The sequence below is a fragment of the Enterobacter sp. A8 genome (genome assembly GCF_004296595.1).
Lineage (GTDB): Bacteria > Pseudomonadota > Gammaproteobacteria > Enterobacterales > Enterobacteriaceae > Enterobacter > Enterobacter cloacae.
Map to the genome: position 1 here is coordinate 309,212 of NZ_SCMF01000002.1, position 25,037 is coordinate 334,248.

Sequence of the window (25,037 nt, forward strand, 5' to 3'; positions counted from 1 at the left end):
AGCGGTAAGCCAAATAACAATCTGGTAACGGTGATTAACAGCTGAAAGCAAATCCGGTAAAGCGCAGTCTTAAGCATAAGGCGCTAAGGAGACCGTAAATGGCTGATACAAAGGCAAAACTCACCCTCAACGGTGGTGATGCTATTGAACTGGATGTGCTAAAAGGCACGCTCGGTCAGGATGTTATTGATATCCGTACGCTGGGTTCCAAAGGAGTGTTCACCTTTGACCCTGGATTTACCTCTACCGCATCTTGCGAATCCAAAATCACCTACATTGACGGTGACGAAGGTATCCTGCTCCATCGCGGCTTCCCCATCGATCAGTTAGCCACCGAATCCAACTATCTGGAAGTGTGCTACATCCTGCTGAACGGCGAAAAGCCGACGCAGGCTCAGTATGATGAATTCAAAACCACCGTCACCCGTCACACCATGATCCATGAGCAGATTACCCGTCTGTTCCATGCGTTCCGTCGTGACTCTCACCCGATGGCGGTGATGTGCGGGATTACCGGTGCGCTGGCGGCGTTCTACCACGACTCCCTTGACGTGAATAACCCACGCCACCGCGATATCGCAGCGTTCCGCCTGCTGTCCAAAATGCCAACCATGGCAGCGATGTGCTACAAATACTCCATCGGTCAGCCGTTCGTGTATCCACGTAACGACCTCTCCTATGCCGGTAACTTCCTGCGCATGATGTTCTCCACTCCGTGCGAAGAGTACGAAGTGAACCCGGTGCTGGAACGCGCGATGGACCGTATTCTGATCCTGCACGCTGACCACGAACAGAACGCCTCTACCTCCACCGTCCGTACCGCAGGCTCTTCAGGTGCGAACCCGTTCGCCTGTATCGCTGCGGGCATCGCCTCCCTGTGGGGACCGGCGCACGGCGGCGCGAACGAAGCTGCACTGAAGATGCTGGAAGAGATCAGCACCGTTGAGCACATTCCTGAATTCGTGCGCCGCGCGAAAGACAAGAATGACTCCTTCCGTCTGATGGGCTTCGGTCACCGTGTGTACAAAAACTACGACCCACGTGCAACCGTGATGCGTGAAACCTGCCACGAAGTGCTGAAAGAGCTGGGCACCAAAGACGATCTGCTGGAAGTGGCGATGGAGCTGGAACACATCGCGCTGAACGACCCGTACTTCATCGAGAAGAAACTCTACCCGAACGTAGACTTCTACTCTGGCATTATTCTGAAAGCGATGGGCATTCCGTCATCCATGTTCACCGTGATCTTCGCCATGGCACGTACCGTGGGCTGGATTGCGCACTGGAACGAAATGCACAGCGAAGGCATGAAAATCGCCCGTCCTCGTCAGCTGTATACCGGCTACGAGCAGCGTGATTTTAAGTCTGATCTTAAGCGCTAAACACGTGGGTGCGGCCTGATGCCCTCACCCCGACCCTCTCCCACCGGGAGAGGGTGAACACATTAAAAACGGTAACCTGAGGGTTACCGTTTTACTTTTTACCTCTGGCACCCGGGACACCAGTAAAACGGTCGTGAAGAGAGCGTTGTCTTCTCAATCACCCCACCGCACCGTTCGCACCTCTTCCCCGCCCGATGAAACACCTTAAAGCGGAACAGCGCCCCGTGATGCTTGTTGTCATCTACCACGCCGCGGGTGTTATACGATAGCCGCGGAATATCCAGCAGCGCGTGAGAGAGCACTTCCAGCTGATCATCCCTCAACTGCGACGCTTTATGCTGTGGTGCCAGCCCGACCTCCCAGAGAATTTCGACGCGAAGGTAATTGCCTAATCCGGCCAGGAACGCCTGATCGAGCAGTAGCCCGGAAAATTGCCGGTTGCGGAATTTAGGGGATAACAGGCGGGCTTTGACATCATTCGCCGTCAGACGCATATCCAGCACGTCCGGCCCGACCCGCTGTAAGAACGGGTGCGTAAGCAGTTGCTCCGGCGTTAACATTTCGATATCAGACGCGCTATAGAGCAAAATCGCTTTATCCGCGGTTTGCAGCCTGACGCGCAGCACACGTGTGGTTTGCGGCTGCTCGTTGGCGTTAACCACCCGCCAGACGCCATAAAGCTGGTTGTGGCTGTATAACGTCAGGTTATGAGAAAAATGCGTGAGTAACGCCTTTCCCCGCGTTTCGATGTGGGTCACCGTTTGTCCCACCAGCGGTGCTTCAAACGGCTTCAGTTGAGGAAAAGCAAACCAGACGTCCGTCAAGGGTTTGCCTTTTATCGCCGCCTCGAGGCTATCCGCAGCGCGGCGGATCTCCGGGCCTTCTGGCATCTCTTTATCCTTATGATTTTCAGGCGCTGACGAGGATCCCCTGCTCTGCAAACGCCGCCCGTAAGCGGCGGGCAAACTGCAGCGCGTGCTCGCCATCACCGTGTAAGCATACTGTGTCAGCCTGAACGCTGGCCGTATTACCTTCAACCGTTGTTACTGTTCCCTCGCGCACCATCTGAAGGGTCTGCGCCAGCGCCAGAGACTCATCGGTGATCAGCGCGTTGGGCCGGGAACGGGGAACCAGGGTTCCGTCGGGCTGATAGCCTCGGTCGGCAAACACTTCCTGGCGGGTGGTTAACCCCAGACGCTGACCGGCGCGAATCAGCTCGCTCCCCGCCAGGCCAACCAGGATCAGTTGTGGGTTGCAATCGAACACCGCCCGGGCGATGGCCTCAGCCAGCGCGGGGTCGTTCGCCGCCTGATTATAGAGCATGCCGTGCGGCTTCACGTGGCGCAGCGCGCCCTGCTGCGAACGCACAATCGCCTCGAGCGCGCCAATCTGGTAAAGCGTCTGGGCGTAGACCGTCTCGGGCGGGAGATCCATCGCCGTGCGACCAAAATTCTCCCGGTCAGGGAAGCTCGGATGCGCCCCTATCGCTACGCCGTTTTTGATGGCATTGCGCACGCTAGCCAGCATCGTTTGGGCATCACCCGCGTGAAAACCGCAGGCGATATTCACCGAGGTGACCAGGGTCATCAGTTCAGCGTCGGCGCTGCCGCCCTCGCCCAGATCGGCGTTTAAATCAATCTTTACCATCAAGCCTCCACGCCAGTTGTTCCAGATAACGCTGCTGGTCCTGCCGCGCCTTCAGCGCCTCCTCCAGGGAGCATTGCACGAAGTGAATCGGCTGTCCGAGCGGGATTTGCGCCAGATGGTAGCGATCGGCCTCAATAATGCAGGCGATGCGCGGGTAACCGCCCGTGGTCTGTGCATCGTTCATCAACACAATCGGTTGACCGTTACCCGGTACCTGAATGACGCCGGGCAACAGACCGTGTGAAAGCAGCTCGCGGTCCGTCGTACGGGTCAGCGGCTGCCCCTGAAGACGATACCCCATGCGGTTACTCTGCGGGCTAATCTTCCACGGCGAGCGCCAGAAAGACTCCTGAGACACCTCATCAAATTCCTGATACTCCGGCCCCGGCAGGGCGCGGATCTGGTTTCCCCACAGGAGCTGTTTTACACCCTGCGCGGTTGAAAAGTGCCGCGTTGACGGTTTTATCGCCAGACGATCGCCATCGCGCAACAAACGTCCTTCGTGGCCGCCAATTCCGGCTTTCTGATCGGTACTGGATGAGCCCAGCACCTCCGGCACGTCAATCCCCCCGGCAACGGCAAGATAACTGCGAACCCCATGCTGAGGACGCTTAAGCGTTAAACGCTGTCCGGCTTTTGCCCGCAGCCGCCAGCCGGTCCAGACCGCTTTGCCATCAAGCGTGGCATCGCACCCGGCGCCAGTTAACGCAAACCAGGTCTCCTGACTAAATTCAATGACACACTGCCCCAGCGTAATTTCGAGCGCAGCCGTATTGCCGGGATTGCCCACCAGCACGTTGGCAATCTCCAGTGCTGGTCTGTCCAGCGCGCCACAATAGCTCACGCCAGACTGGCGCATGCCAAAGCGACCCGCATCCTGAACAGAGGTGTAAAGCCCGGCGCGAATAAGCGTTAACATACCCCCTCCTTCTGCGGGATAAAGCGAAGGGTGTCGCCAGGACGCAGGAGGACCGGCGAGTCCAGGCCCGGTTCAAATAACGGCATAGACGTGTGTCCGATAAGCTGCCAGCCCCCCGGCGACGCCAGCGGATAAATGCCCGTCTGTTCGCCGCCAATCGCGACGGTACCCGCCGGCACGCTCAGACGCGGCTCAGCGCGACGTGGCGTATGCAGTGCCGAAGGGAGTCCGCCCAGATACGGGAAGCCCGGCTGGAATCCCAAAAACCAGACCACATAATCAACAGAGGCGTGCAGCTCAACGACCTGTTTTTCGGTTAGCCCACTGTGTTCAGCCACCACGCCAAGATCGGGTCCCCCTGTGCCCCCATACACCACCGGGATCTCAATCGTGCGGGATTCCGGCTCCAGCGCTTCGCTCTCCTCCCACCAGCGCTGTAAACGTTCAATGGCATCCAGTGCCAGCGTATGCGGATTACGCAGCACCACGGTGATGTTATTCATCCCCGGGATCGCTTCAACCACCTCCGGCACATCCACCAGACGCTGCGTTAACCGCCAGATACGCTTTTGGGTAGCAAGGGTGACGGGCGGCTCCAGCTCCAGCACCACCGCCGTTTCCCCCAGAAGATAACAACGCGCTCGCTGCACTCAGGTACCTCTCATCAGGCCGGGTTAGGGATATCAATAAAGGTGACATCCAGATCGGTATTTTCGGTCAGCCATTCGCTCAGGGCGCGAATGCCGCCGCGCTCGGTGGCGTGGTGACCTGCCGCGTAAAAATGCAGCCCCTGTTCACGGGCTGAATGGATGGTCTGCTCTGAGACTTCCCCGGTAATAAAGGCATCCACACCAAAACGCGCGGCGCTATCGATAAAGCCCTGACCGCCACCGGTGCACCAGGCGACACGCTTCACCGTATCCGGGCCGGTATCGCCGCTCCACAGCGGACGGCGGCCCAGACGTGCTTCAATCCAGGAGGCCAGCTCAAGACCCGGTACCGGCATCGACAGCTCGCCCCACGGTACCAGCGGCTCAATTTCACCCATCACGGTGATCCCTAACAGCTGCGCGAGCTGGACGTTGTTGCCAAGCTCGGGATGAGCGTCCAGCGGCAGGTGATAGCCATAGAGGTTGATATCATTCGCCAGCAACGTTTTCAGTCGGTTGCGCTTCATGCCGCGAACGATCGGTGATTCGTTCTTCCAGAAATAGCCGTGATGGACGATGACCGCATCGGCCTCCTGACGCACGGCTTCATCCAGCAACGCCTGACTGGCGGTCACACCGGTGATAATTTTTTGCACCGTGTCGCGCCCTTCAACCTGTAACCCGTTCGGGCCGTAGTCGCTGAAGGCACTGCTGTTCAGTTTTTCGTTGATCAGACTTTCCAGTTCGGTATTTTTCATCATGACTCTCTTACGCTTTGCGGGCCGCTTCGTACGCCGCCAGCGTGGCGACGCGCGCCTGTTTATGTTCAACAATCGGACGAGGATAATCGAGCGTTACGCCCTGTTTGTCCGCCCATGCCCACGGGTCGTGGATCGCCTTAGCGGGAACCGCTTTCAGCGCAGGCAACCAGTGGCGGATAAACGTCCCGTCCGCATCAAATTTTTGTCCCTGCGTGGTGGGATTAAAAATCCGGAAGTAAGGTGCCGCATCGGTTCCGGTCGAGGCCGCCCATTGCCAGCCGCCGTTATTCGCCGCGAGATCGCCATCGATCAGCTGAGAAATAAAATACCGCTCCCCGACACGCCAGTCGATAAGCAGATCTTTCACCAGGAAGCTGGCGGTAATCATCCGCAGGCGGTTATGCATCCATCCGGTTTCATTCAGCTGGCGCATCGCGGCGTCCACAATCGGGTAGCCGGTTTCACCCTTTTGCCAGGCCTGCAGCAGCGTCTCGTTTTGCTGCCACTGCACATTTTCGGTCCAGCGAATGAAAGGACGATGTTTACATAATTCAGGGTGATACGTCATCAGATGACGGTAGAATTCGCGCCAGATAAGCTCGTTAAGCCATACCGAGCCAGCGCCCCCCTCCAGCGCCTGGGGCTGCTCTGCCAGAAGACGGTGTAAACACTGGCGCGGAGAAAGCACGCCCAGCGCTAAACAGGCCGACAACCGGCTGGTACCTTCAATGGCGGGGAAATCCCGGCGTGCCTCGTAAGCGGCCGCCCCCGTTTTGCAGAACTGGCGCAGCTGCGCGATTGCCGCTTTTTCATCAGCCGGGAATAAAGAGTGCTCATACGCCTGTTGCGGATAGTCAAACGTCAGTTCAGGCAGGTCGTTTACACACTCCCCTCGCGCAGATGGCGCGGCAACACACTCCGGCAACGCCTCTTTCAGCCGTTTGATAAATGCATTTTTAAACGGCGTAAAGACCTTATACATCTCGCGATTGCCGGTCATTACGCTGCCCGGCGCCAGCATGACGCTGTCATCAAATCCCTGACACTCTACATCCCCGAGGATGCGCTCAAGCTCGCGATCGCGCTGCTGTTCATTGAATTCGTACTGGTAGTTGTAAAAAAGATGCGTGACGTCGTTCTGCTGACATACCTCCTGTACCGCGCTGAGCTGAGCGGTAAAATCGCTGACCTCTTTGTAAATCAACGGAATGCCTTTTTCCGCCAGCGAACGTTGCAGGGCATTCAGATGCGAACAGAGATAAGCGGCTTGTCGGGGGGCCATATCATGCTGCTGCCACTGTCCGGGAGTAGCGATAAACAGCGCCAGCACGCGGGCGTGTTCAGAGCGACAGGCTGCCGCCAGGGCGATGTTGTCATGCAGGCGCAGATCCGCGCGAAACCAAACCAGATGGGTGGGCATAAAACTCCAGGCAATTGTCCATTATGTCCGTAAGGGCATGCCGTAAAACGAAAAAGGCACGCATTGAACTACTTTGCCATGAAGTGTAGACAGGATGAAATAAGGTAGTGGCAGTTGATGACTCAGAATAAGAAGATATGCCTGAAAACCACCCAACGGACCGCAAATCAGGAGAGACAAAAAAACCGCCACATTGCTGTAGGCGGTTTGTTTATTGCTGTGTGTAGTCTTTTTATTAGTAGAAATCACAGGTCGCTTTTTCGGCCTGATCCATCCATACCGGCTTCTCGCTGGTTTTTGCCCAGACGCGGTGCAGATAGCTGTAAAAACGTGCGCGATCTTTCCAGAACAACATCACCGGCAGGGCCAGCACGCCAGCCACTACGGCGAAAGCACGACGCATGAACACGATATGAGCCGGATACTCTTTATAAAGATCCATATTTTTCTCCCCTGTAGTTGGCCGGAAACTGACTCCGGAAAATTCAAAAACTGTGACCTGGCTAAAATAATATCGCTTTGTTTGTAATTTTACTACTCATCCGACCACTTATTTTTAGCCGTTTAGCCAAAATTTACATTCACACCGTAATTAAGTTACAAAAAAGTTAACGATTTACTTATCAATAGTTAAATTGTGGGCTTTGCCATTTTTATACTTTTTTTACACCCCTCGTCCTGATTTTTGCGAAATCTTTGCGCCATAAATCCTACCGTTAGCACAAATACAAATGTCACCCGGAGGTGGATTGTGAGTGCAGGCCTTATTGCCGGCATCGTGCTGGTATTCCTGTTATTGGGTTATCTGGTTTATGCCCTGATTAATGCGGAGGCATTCTGATGGCTGCTCAGGCGTTTTTGCTTATTGCCAGTTTTTTAGGGGTGTTGTTCCTGCTGGCAAGACCGCTGGGAACAGTGCTGGCAAGGATGATTAACAACGTGGCGCTGCCGGTGGCAGGTCGCGTTGAAAAAGGGATCTGGCGCGTTCTGGGCATTCGGGAGGGGGAAATGAACTGGCGCCAGTATCTGATGGCGCTCCTGCTGCTGAATATTGTCGGCCTCATCGTCCTCTTCAGCATGCTGATGCTGCAGGGGAGCTTACCGCTCAACCCGCAGCAGTTACCGGGTCTGTCCTGGCATCTGGCGCTGAACACGGCAGTCAGCTTTGTCACTAACACCAACTGGCAGTCCTATGCCGGGGAAACCACGCTGAGCTACTTTAGCCAGATGGCCGGGTTAACCGTGCAAAACTTCCTCTCTGCTGCCACCGGTATTGCGGTGATCTTCGCGCTCACGCGTGCCTTTGCGCGTCAAAATATCAGCACGCTGGGCAACGCATGGGTCGATCTGACACGCATCACGCTGTGGATACTGCTCCCTGCTGCCCTCATTATCGCGCTGTTCTTTATTCAGCAAGGTACCCTGCAAAACCTGCTGCCTTACGCGCCGTATACCTCTCTGGAAGGGGCAAAACAGCTTTTGCCTATGGGGCCGGTGGCCTCGCAGGAAGCCATTAAGATGCTCGGGACTAACGGCGGTGGCTTCTTCAACGCCAACTCGTCGCATCCGTTTGAAAACCCAACAGCGCTGACCAACTTTGTCGAAATGCTGGCGATCTTCCTGATCCCCGCCGCGCTCTGTTTTGCCTTTGGCGATGTGGTCAACGACCGCCGTCAGGGACGCACCCTTCTGTGGACCATGTCTCTGATCTTCGTGGTCTGCGTCGCGCTGGTGATGTGGGCGGAATGGAAAGGTAATCCGCATTTCCTGACGCTGGGCGCTGACAGCGCGATCAACATGGAAGGGAAAGAGAGTCGCTTTGGCATCCTGTCCAGCAGTTTGTTTGCCGTGGTTACCACCGCAGCCTCGTGCGGGGCGGTTAACGCCATGCATGACTCCTTTACGGCACTGGGTGGCATGATCCCAATGTGGCTGATGCAGATTGGCGAAGTGGTGTTTGGCGGCGTGGGCTCTGGTCTTTACGGCATGCTGCTGTTTGTGCTGCTGGCGGTGTTTATCGCCGGTCTGATGATTGGCCGTACCCCGGAATACCTGGGCAAAAAAATCGACGTCCGGGAGATGAAATTAACCGCGCTGGCCATTCTGGTCACGCCTGCTCTCGTGCTGCTCGGCACCGCGCTGGCACTGATGACCGAAGCCGGGCGCAGCGGCATCTTTAACCCGGGTATCCATGGCTTTAGTGAAGTGCTCTACGCCGTCTCGTCTGCGGCGAACAACAACGGCAGCGCCTTTGCAGGCTTAAGTGCCAACTCGCCTTTCTGGAACTGTCTGCTGGCTTTCTGCATGTTTGTCGGCCGCTTCGGCGTGATTGTGCCGGTGATGGCCATCGCCGGATCGCTGGTGAATAAAAAAATCCAACCGACCACCACCGGTACATTACCGACACACGGTGCGCTGTTTATTGGCCTGCTGACCGGCACCGTGTTGCTGGTAGGCGCCCTGACCTTTATCCCCGCCCTCGCGTTAGGCCCGGTCGCGGAAACCCTCTCTTTACGCTGATTTTGCGGAGAATTGTCATGAGTCGTAAACAACTGGCCCTGTTCGAACCGTCGTTAGTTCGTCAGGCCCTCATGGATGCGGTGAAAAAGCTGAGCCCGCGCGTACAGTGGCACAACCCGGTGATGTTTATCGTCTGGGCAGGCAGCGTGCTGACTACCGTCCTGGCGATTGCCATGGGAACGGGTCACCTCCCGGGCAACGCGATGTTCACCGGAGCCATCAGCCTGTGGCTGTGGTTTACCGTGCTGTTTGCCAACTTTGCCGAGGCGCTGGCGGAAGGCCGCAGTAAAGCGCAGGCCAACAGCCTGAAAGGGGTAAAAAAGACCGCCTTCGCACGCAAATTACGTGAGCCAAAATACGGCGCGCAGATGGACCACGTGCCGGCAGATGAGCTGCGTAAAGGCGATGTGGTGCTGGTGGAAGCCGGTGACATCATCCCCTGTGATGGCGAAGTCATTGAAGGGGGCGCCTCGATAGACGAGAGCGCTATTACCGGGGAATCCGCGCCGGTCATTCGTGAATCTGGCGGTGACTTCGCCTCGGTCACGGGCGGGACGCGTATTCTCTCCGACTGGCTGGTGATCCAGTGCAGCGTCAACCCGGGTGAAACCTTCCTCGACCGGATGATCGCCATGGTTGAGGGCGCGCAGCGTCGTAAAACACCCAACGAAATTGCCCTCACCATTCTGCTGGTGGCGCTGACCATCGTCTTCCTGTTGGCTACCGCCACGCTGTGGCCCTTCTCCAGCTACGCGGGCACCGCGGTCAGCATCACCGTGCTGGTGGCGCTGCTGGTCTGCCTGATCCCAACCACCATCGGCGGCCTGCTCTCCGCTATTGGCGTGGCGGGTATGAGCCGCATGCTGGGCGCGAACGTTATCGCCACCAGCGGACGCGCCGTAGAGGCCGCCGGTGACGTGGATGTGCTGCTGCTGGATAAAACCGGGACCATCACCCTCGGCAACCGCCAGGCCTCCGAGTTTTTACCTGCCCCGGGCGTGGATGAAAAAACGCTGGCCGATGCCGCCCAGCTCTCGTCTCTTGCCGATGAAACGCCGGAAGGCCGCAGCATCGTTATTCTGGCGAAACAGCGCTTTAATCTGCGCCAGCGTGATGTGCAGAGCCTGCACGCCACTTTTGTCCCCTTCACGGCACAAACCCGAATGAGCGGTATCAACATTCAGGAGCGCATGATCCGTAAAGGTTCCGTTGATGCCATTCGTCGCCACATTGAAGCCAACAACGGCCATTTTCCACCGGAAGTGGACAATCTGGTTGAGAGCGTTGCCCGCCAGGGGGCCACACCGCTGGTCGTAGCCGAAGGGGCGAATGTGCTGGGGGTGATTGCGCTGAAGGACATCGTCAAAGGCGGCATTAAAGAGCGTTTCGCCCAGTTGCGTAAAATGGGGATCAAAACGGTGATGATCACCGGGGATAACCGGTTGACTGCCGCCGCGATTGCCGCAGAAGCGGGCGTGGATGATTTCCTCTCGGAAGCCACACCGGAAGCCAAGCTGGCGTTGATCCGTCAGTACCAGGCGGAAGGTCGTCTGGTCGCGATGACCGGTGACGGCACCAACGACGCCCCTGCCCTCGCACAGGCCGACGTGGCGGTGGCGATGAACTCCGGTACCCAGGCAGCAAAAGAGGCGGGCAACATGGTCGACCTTGACTCTAACCCGACCAAGCTGATTGAAGTGGTGCATATCGGTAAACAGATGCTGATGACGCGCGGGTCATTGACCACGTTCAGTATCGCCAATGACGTGGCGAAGTATTTCGCCATTATTCCCGCAGCGTTCGCGGCCACCTATCCGCAGCTAAACGCGCTGAACGTGATGCATCTGCACTCCCCGTCTTCGGCCATTCTCAGTGCGGTGATTTTCAACGCCCTGATTATTGTCTTCCTGATCCCGCTGGCGCTGAAAGGGGTGAGCTATAAACCGCTGACGGCTGCTGCCATGCTGCGCCGTAACCTGTGGATTTACGGGCTGGGCGGGCTGCTGGTGCCCTTTATCGGGATTAAAGCTATCGACCTGCTGTTAACGCTGTTCGGGCTGGTTTAAAAGGTGAATCAAATGACGATGTTACGTCCCGCTATACTTCTGTTTATTCTGCTGTCTCTCATTACAGGTGGGCTTTACCCGCTGCTGACCACCGCGCTGGGCCAGTGGTGGTTCAAGGATCAGGCCAATGGCTCGCTGATCATACAGCAGGGTGAAAACCGCGGCTCCCGCCTGATTGGTCAAAACTTTACGGACGCCCGGTACTTTCAGGGACGCCCTTCCGCTACCGCCGATAGCCCGTATAATCCGATGGCATCCGGCGGGAGCAACCTGGCGGGCAGTAATCCTGAACTGGATAAAGCCATCGCTGAGCGTGTGGCGGCCCTGCGCAGCGCCAACCCGCAGGCCAGCCGGGAGATTCCAGTGGAACTGGTGACCGCCTCCGCCAGTGGGCTGGACTACAGCCTGACGCCTGAAGCGGTGGCCTGGCAGATACCGCGCGTCGCCGCGGCCCGTCATCTTAGCGTCGAGCAGGTCAGCCAGCTGGTGGCAGCGCACACGCAAAACCCGCTGGTCAGTTTCATTGGCATGCCGGTAGTGAATATTGTTGAGCTGAATCTGGCGCTGGACGCGCTAAGGAATAACTAAATGACCGACGAGCCCTTGCGCCCGGATCCTGACAGGCTGCTGGAACAGACAGCTGAAGCCCATCGCGGCAAGCTGAAAATTTTCTTCGGCGCCTGCGCGGGCGTCGGGAAAACCTTCGCCATGCTGACAGAAGCTCAGCGGCTTCGGGCTCAGGGGCTCGATATTCTGATCGGCGTGGTGGAAACCCACGGCCGTAAAGAGACCGCGGCGTTGTTAAAGGGGCTGGCCACGCAGCCTCCTCGCCGTATCAGCCATCGTGGCAGGCTGGTGACGGAGTTTGATCTCGACGCCGCCCTCGCCCGCCGCCCCGCCCTTATTCTGATGGACGAACTGGCGCACAGCAATGCGCCAGGCTCGCGCCACCCCAAACGCTGGCAGGACGTAGAAGAGTTACTTGAAGCCGGGATTGACGTCTTCACTACGGTGAATGTTCAGCATCTTGAAAGCCTGAACGACGTGGTCAGCGGCGTGACCGGCATTCAGGTGCGCGAAACGGTGCCGGATCCGTTCTTTGACTCCGCCGATGAAGTAGTGCTGGTGGACCTGCCGCCAGACGATCTGCGCCAGCGCCTGCATGAAGGGAAAGTCTATATTGCAGGCCAGGCCGAACGCGCCATCGAACACTTCTTTCGTAAAGGCAACCTGATCGCCCTGCGCGAACTGGCCCTGCGCCGCACCGCCGATCGCGTGGATGACCAGATGCGTGCCTGGCGCGATCTGCAAGGACAGGAACGCGTCTGGCATACGCGGGATGCCATCCTGCTGTGCATTGGTCACGGTAGCGGCAATGAAAAGCTTGTCCGTACCGCCGCCCGGCTGGCTGCGAAATTTGGCAGCGTCTGGCACGCGGTGTATGTCGAAACGCCGCAGCTTCACGCCCTGCCAGAAAACCAGCGTCGCGCGATCCTGAGTGCGCTGCGCCTGGCGCAGGAGCTGGGGGCGGAAACCGCGACCCTCTCCGATCCGCAGGAAGATAAAGCCATTCTGCGCTACGCGCGTGAGCACAACCTGGGCAAAATTGTCATTGGCCGTCGCCAGCACCGGCGCTGGTTTAGCCGCGAATCGTTTGCCGACAAACTGGCCCGGCGTGCACCCGACCTGGATCTGGTGGTCGTGGCGCTGGATGACAAACCCACGCCGTTACCCAACCGCGCGCCAGACAGCCGCACGTTCACCGATAAATGGCGCATCCAGCTTCGCGGTTGCCTTATCGCCGTCGTGCTTTGCGCCCTGATTACCTTTATTGCCAGCCAGTGGCTGATTGCGTTTGATGCCGCCAACCTGGTGATGATCTACCTGCTCGGCGTGGTGGTGGTGGCGCTCTTCTACGGGCGCTGGCCGTCAGTCCTGGCGACGGTGATTAACGTCATCAGCTTCGATCTCTTCTTTATCGACCCGCGCGGAACGCTTGCCGTCTCGGACGTACAGTACGTCCTCACGTTTGCCGTCATGCTCACCGTCGGGCTGGTGATCGGGAATCTGACGGCAGGCGTTCGCTATCAGGCGCGTATCGCCCGCTATCGCGAACAGCGCACCCGACATTTATACGAGATGTCTAAATCGCTGGCGGTAGGCCGCACGCCGCTGGATATCGTCCAGACCAGCGAGCAGTTTATCCGCTCGACATTTAACGCCAGCAACCTGATTTTACTCCCGGATGAGCACGGTAAGCTGCGCCCGCTGACGTCGGCCACGGGCATGACGCCGTGGGATGAGGCCATTGCACGCTGGAGCTTCGATAAAGGGTTACCGGCAGGCGCAGGGACAGACACCCTCCCCGGCGTGCCGTATCAGATCCTGCCGCTGCGCAGCGCGGATAAAAATCAGGGGCTGGTCATCGTCGAGCCTTCTAATCTGCGCCAGCTGATGATCCCCGAGCAGCAGAGGCTGCTCGAGACCTTTACGTTGCTGGTTGCCAGCGCCCTGGAGCGGCTGGCGCTGACTGCCAGCGAAGAACAGGCCCGGCTGGCAAGCGAGCGCGAAAGCATTCGCAACTCGCTGCTGGCAGCGCTCTCACACGATCTTCGCACGCCTCTCACCGTGCTGTTTGGCCAGTCGGAAATTCTGACCCTGGATCTGGCGGCTGAAGGTTCAAAACACGCCCTGCAGGCCAGCGAGATCCGCCAGCACGTGCTGAACACCACGCGGCTGGTGAATAACCTGCTCGATATGGCGCGGATACAGTCTGGCGGGTTCAACCTCAAAAAAGAGTGGCTCACGCTTGAGGAAGTGGTAGGAAGCGCGCTGAAAATGCTGGAGCCCGGTCTCGGCGGACGGCATATCGCCCTGAACATGCCCGATCCCCTGACATTAATTCACGTTGATGGCCCGCTGTTTGAGCGGGTGTTAATTAATCTGCTGGAAAATGCGGGTAAATATGCCGGAGCACACGCGCAAATTGGGGTGAATGCTTCGGTGGAAGATCACACCCTGCGGCTCGATGTCTGGGACACCGGGCCCGGTATTCCTGCCGGGCAGGAAAAAGCGATATTCGAAAAATTCTCACGGGGCAATAAAGAGTCTGCCATTCCGGGGGTTGGGCTGGGTCTGGCGATCTGCCAGGCCATTATTGACGTCCATGGCGGCACCATTTCGGCGGAGAACCGCCCGGAAGGAGGTGCACGTTTTTGTGTTACACTTCCTCTGGACACCCCGCCAGAACTTGATGAATTACCAGAGGATTTGTGATCAACGTCCTGATTGTAGAAGATGAACTCGCCATTAGCCGGTTTCTGCGCGCTGCGCTGGAAGGTGACGGTCTGCGCGTTCATGATGCCGGTACGCTCCAGCGCGGGTTGATTGAAGCCGCTACCCGCAAGCCGGACCTGGTGATCCTCGATCTCGGTTTGCCGGATGGCGACGGTATCGATTTTATTCGCGAGGTGCGCCAGTGGAGCCAGATGCCCATTCTGGTGCTCTCCGCACGCACCGAAGAGTCGGATAAAATCGCCGCGCTGGATGCCGGGGCGGACGACTATCTTATTAAACCTTTTGGGATTGGTGAGTTACAGGCTCGCCTTCGTGTGGCGCTGCGTCGCCACGGTGCCGCCACGCCTGCCGACCCAACGTACACTTTCGGTGATGTGCAGGTCGATCTCGCTTCGCGACGTATTGTGCGCGGTGAAGAGGAGATCCATCTCACGCCGATAGAGTTCCGCCTGCTTGCGGTTTTGCTCAACAACCACGGTAAGGTGCTGACCCAACGTCAGCTGCTGGCTCAGGTGTGGGGACCCAACGCCGTGGAACATAGTCACTATTTACGCATATATATGGGTCACCTGCGCCAGAAACTTGAAACCGACCCCGCACGTCCTCGCCATTTATTAACTGAAACCGGTATCGGTTATCGGTTTATGCTTTGAATAACTATTCAATTTTATTTCCAATAAAAACAAACCCACCCACATAATTCCGTTTAAATAAGCCATAAGCGATAATTTTGGCTTATTTTCGCTCATTCAAAACAGAAACAATACAATCCGTTAACGCATTATCAACAAACCAGTGTTTTGATCTGCGATATTCATCGAAAACGAATAATTATTTCTGATTTGATCAGTTAAGGGTGATCTGATTCACAGTTAATCGCTTTTTCCTGGATAAAATGACCATGCTTTCAATTACTGAAAGGAAAATGAAACATGGAAAACAATAATCGCTTGATGCCCCATATAAGGCGGACAACACATATCATGATGTTTGCCCACCGAAACTGCTTTGACTTCCATCTCTTTAATGCCCGGTAGTCCTTCGACTTCTGGCGCACCCGCTTGCAGGTTAACCTGAAAAAACTCTATTTTACAGGCCGTTGCCTGTGAAGGCGTGCGTTCATTCAATTTAATTCAGACTTATCCGCAGCCGGGCGGACTGAATCTCATTCATTAAAAAGCAACTTACTGATTTTTTATCAGCGGCCACACTTTGCTTTTTTTTCCGGACATTATCGATTTCTTTCTTGCGAGAAATCGAGGGACGAATATTGCCTTAAATAAAGAGAGAAAGATGAAAAGTTTAAAAATTGCAACCAGCCGTGCATGCCCTGATTGCTTTACCACTCACCGTGAACTGGTAGATGTCAGCACCTCTGATTATATTGACGTGGCCGCCATTGTTCTGGCCGTGAGCGATATTTCCAGTGGCACTCTGGAAGAAATAGAAGCTACCGGGTTTGGTATTCCCGTATTCATTGCGACACATAAAGAAGAGTTCATTCCGGCTGAATATTTATCGCGCATCCACGGTGTGTTTGAGTGTTCAGAGACCAGTAACGACTTTTACGGACGTCAACTGGAAGCGGCCGCGCAGAAGTACGAAACCCAGCTACGCCCCCCGTTTTTCCGCGCACTGGTCGACTACGTGAATCAGGGCAACAGCGCATTCGATTGTCCGGGGCATCAGGGTGGGCAATTTTTCCGCCGTCATCCTGCCGGTAATCAATTTGTCGATTTCTTCGGCGAAACGCTTTTCCGCTCCGATCTGTGCAACGCCGACGTGGCCATGGGGGATCTGCTGATTCATGAAGGCGCGCCGTGCATTGCCCAGCAACACGCGGCGAAAGTGTTTAATGCGGATAAAACCTACTTTGTGCTGAACGGTACCTCATCATCTAACAAAGTGGTGCTAAACGCCCTGCTCACCCCCGGCGACCTGGTGCTGTTCGATCGTAATAACCATAAATCCAACCACCACGGAGCCCTGCTTCAGGCGGGTGCCACGCCGGTCTATCTGGAAACGGCGCGCAACCCGTACGGCTTTATTGGTGGCATTGATGCCCACTGCTTTGAGGAGAGCTACCTGCGCGAGCTGGTATCGGAAGTGGCGCCGGGTCGTGCGCGTGACGAACGTCCGTTCCGTCTGGCGGTGATCCAGCTGGGCACCTACGATGGCACCATTTATAACGCCCGCCAGGTCGTCGATAAAATTGGTCACCTGTGCGACTACATCCTGTTCGATTCTGCCTGGGTGGGCTACGAGCAATTTATTCCGATGATGGCCGACTGCTCTCCGCTGCTGCTGGAGCTGAACGAAAACGATCCGGGGATCCTGGTTACCCAGTCAGTCCATAAACAGCAGGCGGGTTTTTCGCAGACCTCGCAAATTCACAAGAAAGACCGCCATATTAAAGGCCAACCGCGCTATGTCCCGCACAAGCGCCTGAATAACGCCTTTATGATGCACGCCTCCACCAGCCCGTTCTACCCCCTGTTTGCCGCACTGGATATCAACGCCCGCATGCACGAGGGGCAGAGTGGCCGCAATATGTGGATGGACTGCGTGGTTACCGGCATTGAAGCACGCAAGCTGATCCTGGAGAACTGCCAGTTTATTCGCCCGTTCGTGCCGGAGCTGGTAGATGGCCGTCCGTGGGAAAGCTGGGACACGGCTGAAATTGCCACCGACCTGCGCTTCTTCCACTTTGTGCCGGGTGAAAACTGGCACGCTTTTGAAGGGTATGCCGAGCATCAATACCTTATCGACCCGTGCAAACTGCTGTTGACCACGCCGGGCATCAACGCCCGTACCGGCGAGTATGAGGGTTTCGGCGTGCCCGCCACCATCCTGGCTAACTTCCTGCGTGAAAACAGCATCGTGCCGGAGAAATGCGATCTCAACTCGATCCTGTTCCTGCTGACCCCTGCGGAAGATATGGGCAAGCTGCAGCAGCTGGTGGCACAGTTGGTGCGTTTCGAAAAACTGCTTCAGACCGATGCGCCATTAAAAGAGGTGCTTCCGTCTATCTGTAAGCAATACCCGGAACGCTACGCCGGTTATACCCTGCGCCAGATATGCCAGGAGATGCATGAACTGTACGCCCGCCATAACGTGAAACAGCTGCAAAAAGAGATGTTCCGCAAGTCTCACTTCCCTCGCGTGATGATGAACCCGCAGGACGCAAACTATGCGTATCTGCGTGGTGAGGTTGAACTGGTCTCCCTGCGTGATGCGGAAGGCCGCATTGCCGCCGAAGGCGCCCTGCCTTACCCACCAGGCGTGCTGTGCGTGGTTCCGGGTGAAGTCTGGGGAGGCTCCGTCCTGCGCTACTTTGCCGCGCTGGAAGAGGGTATCAACCTTTTACCGGGCTTCGCACCGGAACTACAGGGTGTGTACGTTGAGGAGTGTGACGGACGCAAACAGGTTCGCTGTAACGTCATCAAACAACCCGCCGCTCAGCCCGCGCTGCTGAAAGGAGAAAAATTATGAGTAAGTCCAACAAGATGGGCGTGATGCAGCTGACCATCCTCACCATGGTCAACATGATGGGGTCAGGGATTATTATGCTGCCCACCAAACTTGCCGAGGTGGGTACCATTTCGATTATCTCCTGGCTGGTAACCGCGGTCGGCTCCATGGCGCTGGCATGGGCATTTGCCAAATGCGGAATGTTCAGCCGCAAGTCAGGCGGGATGGGCGGCTACGCCGAATACGCCTTCGGCAAATCTGGCAACTTTATGGCTAACTACACCTATGGCGTGTCGCTGCTGATCGCCAACGTGGCGATTGCCATCTCCGCCGTGGGTTACGGTACGGAGCTGTTTGGTGCCACGCTCAGCCCGGTGCAAATTGGTTTGGCCACCATCGGCGTATTGTGGATCTGCACCGTGGCCAACTTTGGCGGCGCGCGCATCACGGGTCAGTTAAGTAGCATCACCGTCTGGGGCGTGATTATCCCGGTTGTCGGGCTGTGCATCATCGGCTGGTTCTGGTTCAGTCCGACCCTGTACGCGAACTCCTGGAACCCGCACCATGTGCCGTTCTTTTCCGCTGTGGGGTCCTCTATCGCCATGACGCTGTGGGCCTTCCTCGGTCTGGAATCCGCCTGCGCAAACGCGGAAGTGGTAGAGAACCCGGAAAAGAACGTCCCGATTGCCGTTCTTGGCGGAACGCTGGGCGCGGCGGTGATCTATATCGTCTCCACTAACGTTATTGCCGGTATCGTACCGAACATGGATTTGGCTAACTCCACGGCGCCGTTTGGGCTGGCCTTCGCGCAGATGTTCACCCCGGAAGTCGGGAAAGTGATCATGGGGCTGATGGTCATGTCCTGCTGCGGTTCACTCCTCGGCTGGCAGTTCACCATCGCGCAGGTGTTTAAATCTTCGGCTGACGAAGGTTACTTCCCGAAAATCTTCTCCCGCGTGACCAAAGCCGATGCGCCGGTGCAGGGCATGCTGGCCATTGTCATCTTCCAGAGCGGGTTATCGCTGATGACCATTAGCCCATCCCTGAACAGCCAGTTCAACGTGCTGGTCAACCTGGCGGTGGTGACAAATATCATTCCATATATTCTGTCGATGGCGGCGCTGGTGATCATTCAGAAGGTGGCGAAAGTCGATCCCCGTAAAGCACGGGCGGCCAATATTGTGGCGCTGATTGGGGCGATTTACAGCTTCTATGCGCTCTACTCATCCGGCCAGGAGGCGATGCTTTATGGTGCGATGGTGACCTTTATGGGATGGACGCTGTACGGGCTGGTCTCACCGCGGTTTGAATTGAAGAATAAACATAGTTAGGTAAAAGCAAAACGGCAACCCAGGGGTTGCCGTTTTTAGTGTTTTCACCCTCTCCCTGTGGGAGAGGGCCGGGGTGAGGGCATCAGCCCGCACCGAACACCACTTACGCGTTTTTCAGCACTTCGCTGACAATCTCTACCGCTTCTTTCTCAATCTGCTGGCGATGCTCAGCGCCGAGGAAGCTTTCACAATAGATTTTGTACGCATCTTCCGTACCGGATGGACGCGCGGCGAACCAGCCATTTTCGGTCATCACTTTCAGACCACCAATAGAGGCACCGTTACCCGGCGCAGCCGTCAGACGTGCCGTAATCGGATCACCGGCCAGCGTGCTGGCACTGACCATCTCCGGAGAGAGTTTAGACAGGGCAGCTTTCTGTGCGGAGGTCGCGCTTGCCTGGATACGGTTGTAGCTCGGAGCACCAAAGCGCGCCGCCAGCTCGTCGTAGTGTTCCTGCGGGTTCTTGCCGGTGACCGCGGTGATCTCCGCCGCCAGCAGACACATGATGATACCGTCTTTGTCGGTTGACCATGGTGTGCCGTCGAAACGCAGGAAGGATGCCCCCGCGCTCTCTTCACCACCAAAGCCGAAGCTGCCGTCATGCAGACCGTCAACAAACCATTTAAAGCCCACCGGCACTTCCACCAGCTTGCGACCCAGCGCATCGACCACGCGGTCGATCATGGCTGAAGAAACCAGCGTTTTACCTACAGCCACCTCTTTGCCCCACTGTGGACGATGCTGGAACAGGTAGTTGATTGCCACAGCCAGGTAGTGGTTTGGGTTCATCAGCCCGGCCGGGGTAACGATACCGTGGCGGTCATAATCCGGGTCGTTGGCGAAGGCCAGATCGAATTTGTCACGCAGTGCCAGCAGGCCTGCCATCGCGCACTCGGAGGAGCAGTCCATACGGATCGCGCCGTCTTTATCAAGGTGCATAAAGCGGAAGGTCTGATCGACGTGATCGTTAACGATGGTCAGATCCAGCTTGTAATGCTCTGCAATGCGTTTCCAGTATTCAATACCGGAGCCGCCCAGCGGATCCACACCCAGCTTCAGGCCGGCTTTCTGGATAGCCGCCATATCGACGATATCCGCCAGCCCTTCCACGAACGGCTGCACCAGATCCTGCTCTTTCACGTGGCCGGACGCCATGGCCGCATCCAGAGAAATACGCTTAATGCCTTTCAGACCATCGGCCATTAAGGCGTTGGCGCGGTCTTCCACCACTTTGGTGACGTTGGTATCTGCCGGGCCACCGTTAGGTGGGTTGTATTTGATACCACCGTCTTCCGGCGGGTTGTGAGAAGGCGTGATAACGATACCGTCAGCCTGTGGGCCACCTTTTTTGTTGTGCACAAGGATAGCGTTAGAGACGGCAGGCGTTGGGGTGAAACCGTTATTTTCCTGCACAATTACATCAACGCCGTTCGCCGCCAGAACTTCCAGCACGGAAATGAATGCCGGTTCAGACAGGGCGTGAGTATCTTTCCCCACGTAGCACGGACCGGTAACACCGTTTTTGGCGCGCTCTTCCGCGATGGCCTGAGCAATGGCCAGAATGTGCGGTTCGTTAAAGCTATGGCGTGCCGCGCTACCGCGATGGCCTGATGTCCCAAACTTCACTGCGTGTTCTGCGTTGCCCACGACCGGTTTCAGCACATAATACTGCGCGGTCAGCTGAGCGACGTTAATCAAATCGCTTTGTTGTGCAGGTTGGCCTGCACGGCTGTGATTTGCCATTACCGGGTCCTTCTGATGCAAGGGTTAAATTGTACCGCAAACCTTTTCAATCAATTCCGCCGGGAACTGCATGGACTGCATGATGTGTTCAACCATGCTGCACTTGCGGCCCGTATTGGTATTGGTGATGACCCAGTACGGTGTGCCAGGGACATGTTTAGGTTTGGTCTGGTTGCCATTTTGCAGCAGCGTCTGCTCGTCGCCCGCGAAATAGACGCGCGTGCGACCGTGCAGCGACTCAGTCGCTTCAGCAAACGCCTTGTTATCCAGTGAATAAAGTGTAGACAGCACCAGCATGAAGCGGTTGACCGCTTTTTTCTGCTCTGCATATTCATCAGACAGCAGCAGCTCGCGCATCGCACGTACTTTGTCTTTCACCTGCACGGCGGCAGGTTTTGCTTGTGCAACAACACTCGGCTGAGACACGACATCTTTAGTGGCTGGGGTAGCAGACGGTGAGGCGGCGGAAATTTTAAGCATGCGCCGTAAAATGTCGGACGCGCTCTCCCCGATATGCCGCGTTTGGCTGGCAATAAACTGATAGAGTTCGTCATCAACTTCGATTGTTTTCATCTTAATCCAGTGCGATATCTTATCTGAATACAAGTCGTTGAGATTATAAAGTCAAATCCCAACAGCGGATAGCGTCAAACCAGGTTGGCGGCAAAAGTCAGATTAAACTGGAACCTTGCAGCCGGGCGGCAGAATGGTCAACATAATACCCTAACCTGTCACACCTAAAAAAAGAACTTTGCCATGAAATTGAATACCCGAGCGCAATCTGCACAATCGCCGAACACGAATCCTCCCATCGTACTGGTTCACGGGCTGTTTGGCAGCCTGGATAACCTGGGCGTGCTGGCGCGCGATCTGGTTACCGATCACGATATTTTGCAGGTGGATATGCGAAATCATGGCCTTTCCGGGCGTTCAGAAGAGATGACCTATGCGGCCATGGCGCAGGATCTGCTGGATACGCTGGATGCCAACACTCTCGAGAAAGTGACATTGATCGGGCATTCAATGGGCGGCAAAGCGGTCATGGCCCTGACGGCTCTGGCACCAGAAAGAATAAGTGGCCTGGTGGTCATAGATGTCGCCCCGGTGGATTACAATGTCCGTCGCCATGATGAGATTTTCGCCGCCATCAACGCGGTGACCAACGCTGGCGCCTCGACGCGCCAACAGGCAGCTGTCGTTATGCGTGAGCATCTGGATGAAGAAGGGGTTATCCAGTTTCTGCTGAAATCGTTCGTTGACGGCCAGTGGCGGTTCAACGTGCCGGTGCTGTGGGAGCAGTACGATAACATCGTTGGTTGGGAAACCGTACCGGCATGGCCGCACCCTACCCTCTTCATTCGTGGCGGCAATTCGCCCTACGTTACCGACGCCTGTCGCGATACCTTGCTGGCGCAATTCCCGCAGGCACGCGCTCATGTCATAGCTGGCGCCGGACATTGGGTTCATGCGGAAAAACCAGATGCCGTCTTACGCGCCATTCGCCGCTATCTGACTGATACGGCAAATTGATTAAAAAGAGAGCGACTGGAAGGCTGCGGGCTTCCAGTCGTTGGCGTGCCGTTTTTGGTGATGTATGATGGCGCGCTTATCGCCCAGGCATTAGCAGGGCGGCGTGTTTCCCCCGAAGTCTCAGAATCATGGCCAAAGAACAAACGGACCGTACGACACTAGATCTGTTCGCGAATGAGCGTCGACCGGGACGACCAAAAACGAATCCGCTTTCGCGCGACGAACAGCTGCGTATTAATAAACGCAACCAGCTTAAACGCGATAAAAATCGTGGGCTTAAGCGTGTCGAACTGAAGCTCAACGCCGACGCTGTCGATGCGCTAAACGAACTGGCTGACGCGCGTAATATCAGCCGCAGCGAGCTGATCGAAGAGATGTTACTCACCCAACTCGAGACCATGCGCAGTAAGGCATAAGTCCGAAAAATCCCTTCATTACCCTTTTCATGTAGCACAGAGTGCAGTCCTGCGCGATAGCTGTTTCCGCAGGGTTGCCTGTTCTGCTATTATTGCCTTTATCCGTGGACAAATTGCGCCACCATACCATTAAGTATCAAGAGGTTATTTTACTCATGGCAATTATCGGCATTTTCTTCGGCAGTGATACCGGCAATACCGAAAATATCGCAAAAAACATTCAGAAACAGCTCGGTAAAGACGTTGCCGATGTGCACGACATCGCCAAGAGCAGCAAAGAAGATCTCGAAGGCTATGACATCCTGCTGCTGGGTATTCCGACCTGGTATTACGGTGAAGCCCAGTGTGACTGGGATGATTTCTTCCCAACGCTGGAAGAGGTGGATTTCAACGGCAAGCTGGTTGCCCTGTTTGGCTGCGGCGACCAGGAAGACTATGCAGAGTACTTCTGTGATGCGCTGGGCACCATCCGCGACATTATTGAGCCAAACGGTGCCGTTATTGTAGGTCACTGGCCTACCGCTGGTTACCACTTCGAAGCGTCTAAAGGTCTGGCAGACGACGATCACTTCGTGGGTCTGGCGATTGACGAAGACCGTCAGCCAGAACTGACCGCCGAGCGCGTTGAAAAATGGGTTAAGCAGATCCGTGAAGAGCTGCACCTGGACGATATTCTCAACGCCTGATGATTCTTGCGGCGCAACGGTGGTTGCGCCCATAAACCAGGTCAAACCGATTAAATTAATTGCTACAATCTTTTAACTTTTTCGCCCAGACCTGTACAATGACCCCCTGATAAAACGTGGCTTTCACAATGCAAGTTTGTTGGTGATACCACGTTTTTATAAGCATACTTTACCTGAGACTTGCAGTTTTCATTTAGCCATGGCAGTTCTATAATGAGACGCATTATCCCGGGTGCAATTTCTGTCACTTCCTACAGAAGTGAATCGTTTAGCAACAGGACAGATTCCGCATGACTGACAACAATACCGCATTAAAGAAGGCTGGCCTGAAAGTTACGCTTCCTCGGTTAAAAATCCTTGAAGTGCTTCAGGGTCCAGACAATCACCATGTCAGTGCGGAAGACCTTTATAAGCGTCTTATCGACATGGGCGAAGAGATTGGGCTGGCAACCGTCTATCGTGTGCTGAACCAGTTTGATGACGCGGGCATTGTCACCCGTCATAATTTCGAAGGCGGTAAATCTGTATTCGAACTGACTCAACAGCATCACCACGATCACCTGATCTGCCTGGATTGCGGCAAGGTCATTGAATTCAGCGATGATTCCATTGAATCTCGCCAGCGTGAAATCGCCGCACGTCACGGTATCCGCCTGACGAACCACAGCCTGTACCTGTATGGTCATTGCGCTGAAGGCGATTGCCGCGAAGACGATCACGCGCACGACGCGAAATAAACACGTTTCATACTCTGAGCCAGCCGCAAGGTTGGCTTTTTTTTTGCCTGCGGTCTGGCAAAAAAAAGCCCGGCAGCGCAGCGCTACCGGGCATGATAACAGCGGGTTAATGGCTGTTGTTGCTGCGAATCTCTTTCCAGATCTGATCGCAACGCTTCGCGACTTCCTGATCGTTACCGGTTTTACGCGCCTGGATACAGGCCTGGTAATCCATTACGCGAATATTCTCCTGGGTTGCGAACTGTTCATGCGCTTTCTCTTTTTTCAGCACATTCAGCACGCTCTGACAGGCTTCGATCTTCTCCGGCGAACCTTCCGCCGTATTGATACACGCGCTGTAGGCTTCTTTCAGACGGGAGTCCTCTTTCGGGGCCTGATTCTGCGCACAAGCCACCAGTCCCGATGCCAGCAACGCGACGATTACAATTTTTTTCATATGTAGTCTCCGGTCCGGCGGGAA

General features: G+C 55.9%; 24 protein-coding genes. 14 read left to right on the forward strand and 10 right to left on the reverse strand.

Annotation, left to right across the window (positions count from 1 at the left end):
• Positions 1-98: 98 nt before the first annotated feature.
• Entirely contained in the window at positions 99-1,382 is a 1,284-nt protein-coding gene (locus tag EQV24_RS09520) for a citrate synthase (protein ID WP_013097545.1), read from the forward strand.
• Positions 1,383-1,480: 98 nt separating this feature from the next.
• Here the strand turns inward: EQV24_RS09520 and nei are convergent, their stop codons facing one another.
• From nei to EQV24_RS09555, 7 genes are all read right to left on the reverse strand, one after another.
• Positions 1,481-2,272, reverse strand: a complete 792-nt coding sequence (gene nei, locus EQV24_RS09525; protein ID WP_058682128.1) for an endonuclease VIII — start codon at positions 2,270-2,272, stop codon at positions 1,481-1,483.
• Between the two features lie 19 nt (positions 2,273-2,291).
• The gene (gene pxpA, locus EQV24_RS09530; RefSeq protein ID WP_029883020.1) at positions 2,292-3,029 is read right to left on the reverse strand and encodes a 5-oxoprolinase subunit PxpA; all 738 of its coding nucleotides are present in this window, start codon (positions 3,027-3,029) and stop codon (positions 2,292-2,294) included.
• Positions 3,016-3,948: a 5-oxoprolinase subunit PxpC gene (pxpC, locus tag EQV24_RS09535; protein WP_013097548.1), complete on the reverse strand. Its 933-nt coding sequence runs from the start codon at positions 3,946-3,948 to the stop codon at positions 3,016-3,018. Before pxpC ends, pxpA begins: the two co-directional genes overlap by 14 nt.
• The gene (pxpB, locus tag EQV24_RS09540) at positions 3,942-4,598 is read right to left on the reverse strand and encodes a 5-oxoprolinase subunit PxpB (protein ID WP_013097549.1); all 657 of its coding nucleotides are present in this window, start codon (positions 4,596-4,598) and stop codon (positions 3,942-3,944) included. The genes pxpC and pxpB overlap by 7 nt, the downstream gene beginning before the upstream one ends.
• 14 nt (positions 4,599-4,612) lie before the next feature.
• Entirely contained in the window at positions 4,613-5,356 is a 744-nt protein-coding gene (locus EQV24_RS09545) for a type 2 GTP cyclohydrolase I (protein ID WP_023621132.1), read from the reverse strand.
• A gap of 10 nt (positions 5,357-5,366) precedes the next feature.
• Positions 5,367-6,779 (reverse strand): deoxyribodipyrimidine photo-lyase, encoded by a 1,413-nt coding sequence (gene phrB / locus EQV24_RS09550; RefSeq protein ID WP_045902297.1) that lies wholly within the window; start codon positions 6,777-6,779, stop codon positions 5,367-5,369.
• Between the two features lie 235 nt (positions 6,780-7,014).
• Positions 7,015-7,221, reverse strand: coding sequence for a YbfA family protein (locus EQV24_RS09555; protein WP_013097552.1), 207 nt, complete (start codon positions 7,219-7,221; stop codon positions 7,015-7,017).
• A gap of 309 nt (positions 7,222-7,530) precedes the next feature.
• On the opposite strand from EQV24_RS09555, the gene kdpF reads away from it, so the two are divergent.
• The 9 genes from kdpF (at position 7,531) to potE (ending at position 19,464) form a co-directional block, all read left to right on the forward strand.
• Positions 7,531-7,620 (forward strand): K(+)-transporting ATPase subunit F, encoded by a 90-nt coding sequence (kdpF, locus tag EQV24_RS09560; protein WP_014069365.1) that lies wholly within the window; start codon positions 7,531-7,533, stop codon positions 7,618-7,620.
• Positions 7,620-9,299: a potassium-transporting ATPase subunit KdpA gene (gene kdpA, locus EQV24_RS09565; protein ID WP_130626497.1), complete on the forward strand. Its 1,680-nt coding sequence runs from the start codon at positions 7,620-7,622 to the stop codon at positions 9,297-9,299. Before kdpF ends, kdpA begins: the two co-directional genes overlap by 1 nt.
• Before the next feature lie 17 nt (positions 9,300-9,316).
• Positions 9,317-11,365, forward strand: coding sequence for a potassium-transporting ATPase subunit KdpB (gene kdpB, locus EQV24_RS09570; protein WP_130626498.1), 2,049 nt, complete (start codon positions 9,317-9,319; stop codon positions 11,363-11,365).
• 12 nt (positions 11,366-11,377) lie between these two features.
• Positions 11,378-11,953 (forward strand): potassium-transporting ATPase subunit KdpC, encoded by a 576-nt coding sequence (gene kdpC, locus EQV24_RS09575; protein ID WP_130626499.1) that lies wholly within the window; start codon positions 11,378-11,380, stop codon positions 11,951-11,953.
• Entirely contained in the window at positions 11,954-14,641 is a 2,688-nt protein-coding gene (gene kdpD, locus EQV24_RS09580) for a two-component system sensor histidine kinase KdpD (RefSeq protein ID WP_023621125.1), read from the forward strand.
• On the forward strand, positions 14,638-15,315 hold the full coding sequence (kdpE, locus tag EQV24_RS09585) for a two-component system response regulator KdpE (RefSeq protein ID WP_040020625.1): 678 nt from the start codon (positions 14,638-14,640) through the stop codon (positions 15,313-15,315). Before kdpD ends, kdpE begins: the two co-directional genes overlap by 4 nt.
• Before the next feature lie 279 nt (positions 15,316-15,594).
• Positions 15,595-15,699, forward strand: coding sequence for a leader peptide SpeFL (speFL, locus tag EQV24_RS09590; protein ID WP_003858645.1), 105 nt, complete (start codon positions 15,595-15,597; stop codon positions 15,697-15,699).
• Between the two features lie 256 nt (positions 15,700-15,955).
• Positions 15,956-18,154, forward strand: coding sequence for an ornithine decarboxylase SpeF (gene speF / locus EQV24_RS09595; protein WP_130626500.1), 2,199 nt, complete (start codon positions 15,956-15,958; stop codon positions 18,152-18,154).
• Positions 18,151-19,464, forward strand: a complete 1,314-nt coding sequence (gene potE, locus EQV24_RS09600) for a putrescine-ornithine antiporter (protein ID WP_100168484.1) — start codon at positions 18,151-18,153, stop codon at positions 19,462-19,464. Before speF ends, potE begins: the two co-directional genes overlap by 4 nt.
• 103 nt (positions 19,465-19,567) lie before the next feature.
• On the opposite strand, the gene pgm is transcribed toward potE, so the two are convergent.
• Both pgm and seqA read right to left on the reverse strand, forming a co-directional pair.
• Positions 19,568-21,208: a phosphoglucomutase (alpha-D-glucose-1,6-bisphosphate-dependent) gene (pgm, locus tag EQV24_RS09605; RefSeq protein WP_045293394.1), complete on the reverse strand. Its 1,641-nt coding sequence runs from the start codon at positions 21,206-21,208 to the stop codon at positions 19,568-19,570.
• 24 nt (positions 21,209-21,232) lie between these two features.
• The gene (seqA, locus tag EQV24_RS09610; protein ID WP_023621116.1) at positions 21,233-21,781 is read right to left on the reverse strand and encodes a replication initiation negative regulator SeqA; all 549 of its coding nucleotides are present in this window, start codon (positions 21,779-21,781) and stop codon (positions 21,233-21,235) included.
• Between the two features lie 183 nt (positions 21,782-21,964).
• Between seqA and ybfF the strand changes: the two genes are divergently transcribed.
• The 4 genes from ybfF to fur all read left to right on the forward strand — a co-directional run bounded on the left by ybfF (position 21,965) and on the right by fur (position 24,577).
• Complete coding sequence (gene ybfF / locus EQV24_RS09615) at positions 21,965-22,738, forward strand: esterase (protein WP_130626501.1); 774 nt, start codon at positions 21,965-21,967, stop codon at positions 22,736-22,738.
• Positions 22,739-22,866: 128 nt separating this feature from the next.
• A complete protein-coding gene (gene ybfE / locus EQV24_RS09620; protein WP_013097563.1) occupies positions 22,867-23,154 on the forward strand; it encodes a LexA regulated protein in 288 nt (95 codons plus the stop codon).
• Positions 23,155-23,309: 155 nt separating this feature from the next.
• Entirely contained in the window at positions 23,310-23,840 is a 531-nt protein-coding gene (fldA, locus tag EQV24_RS09625) for a flavodoxin FldA (RefSeq protein WP_008501067.1), read from the forward strand.
• A gap of 290 nt (positions 23,841-24,130) precedes the next feature.
• The gene (gene fur, locus EQV24_RS09635) at positions 24,131-24,577 is read left to right on the forward strand and encodes a ferric iron uptake transcriptional regulator (RefSeq protein ID WP_010428651.1); all 447 of its coding nucleotides are present in this window, start codon (positions 24,131-24,133) and stop codon (positions 24,575-24,577) included.
• Between the two features lie 106 nt (positions 24,578-24,683).
• Here fur and chiQ read toward each other — a convergent pair whose 3' ends face one another.
• Positions 24,684-25,013, reverse strand: coding sequence for a ChiQ/YbfN family lipoprotein (gene chiQ / locus EQV24_RS09640; RefSeq protein WP_013097564.1), 330 nt, complete (start codon positions 25,011-25,013; stop codon positions 24,684-24,686).
• Positions 25,014-25,037: the final 24 nt, after the last annotated feature.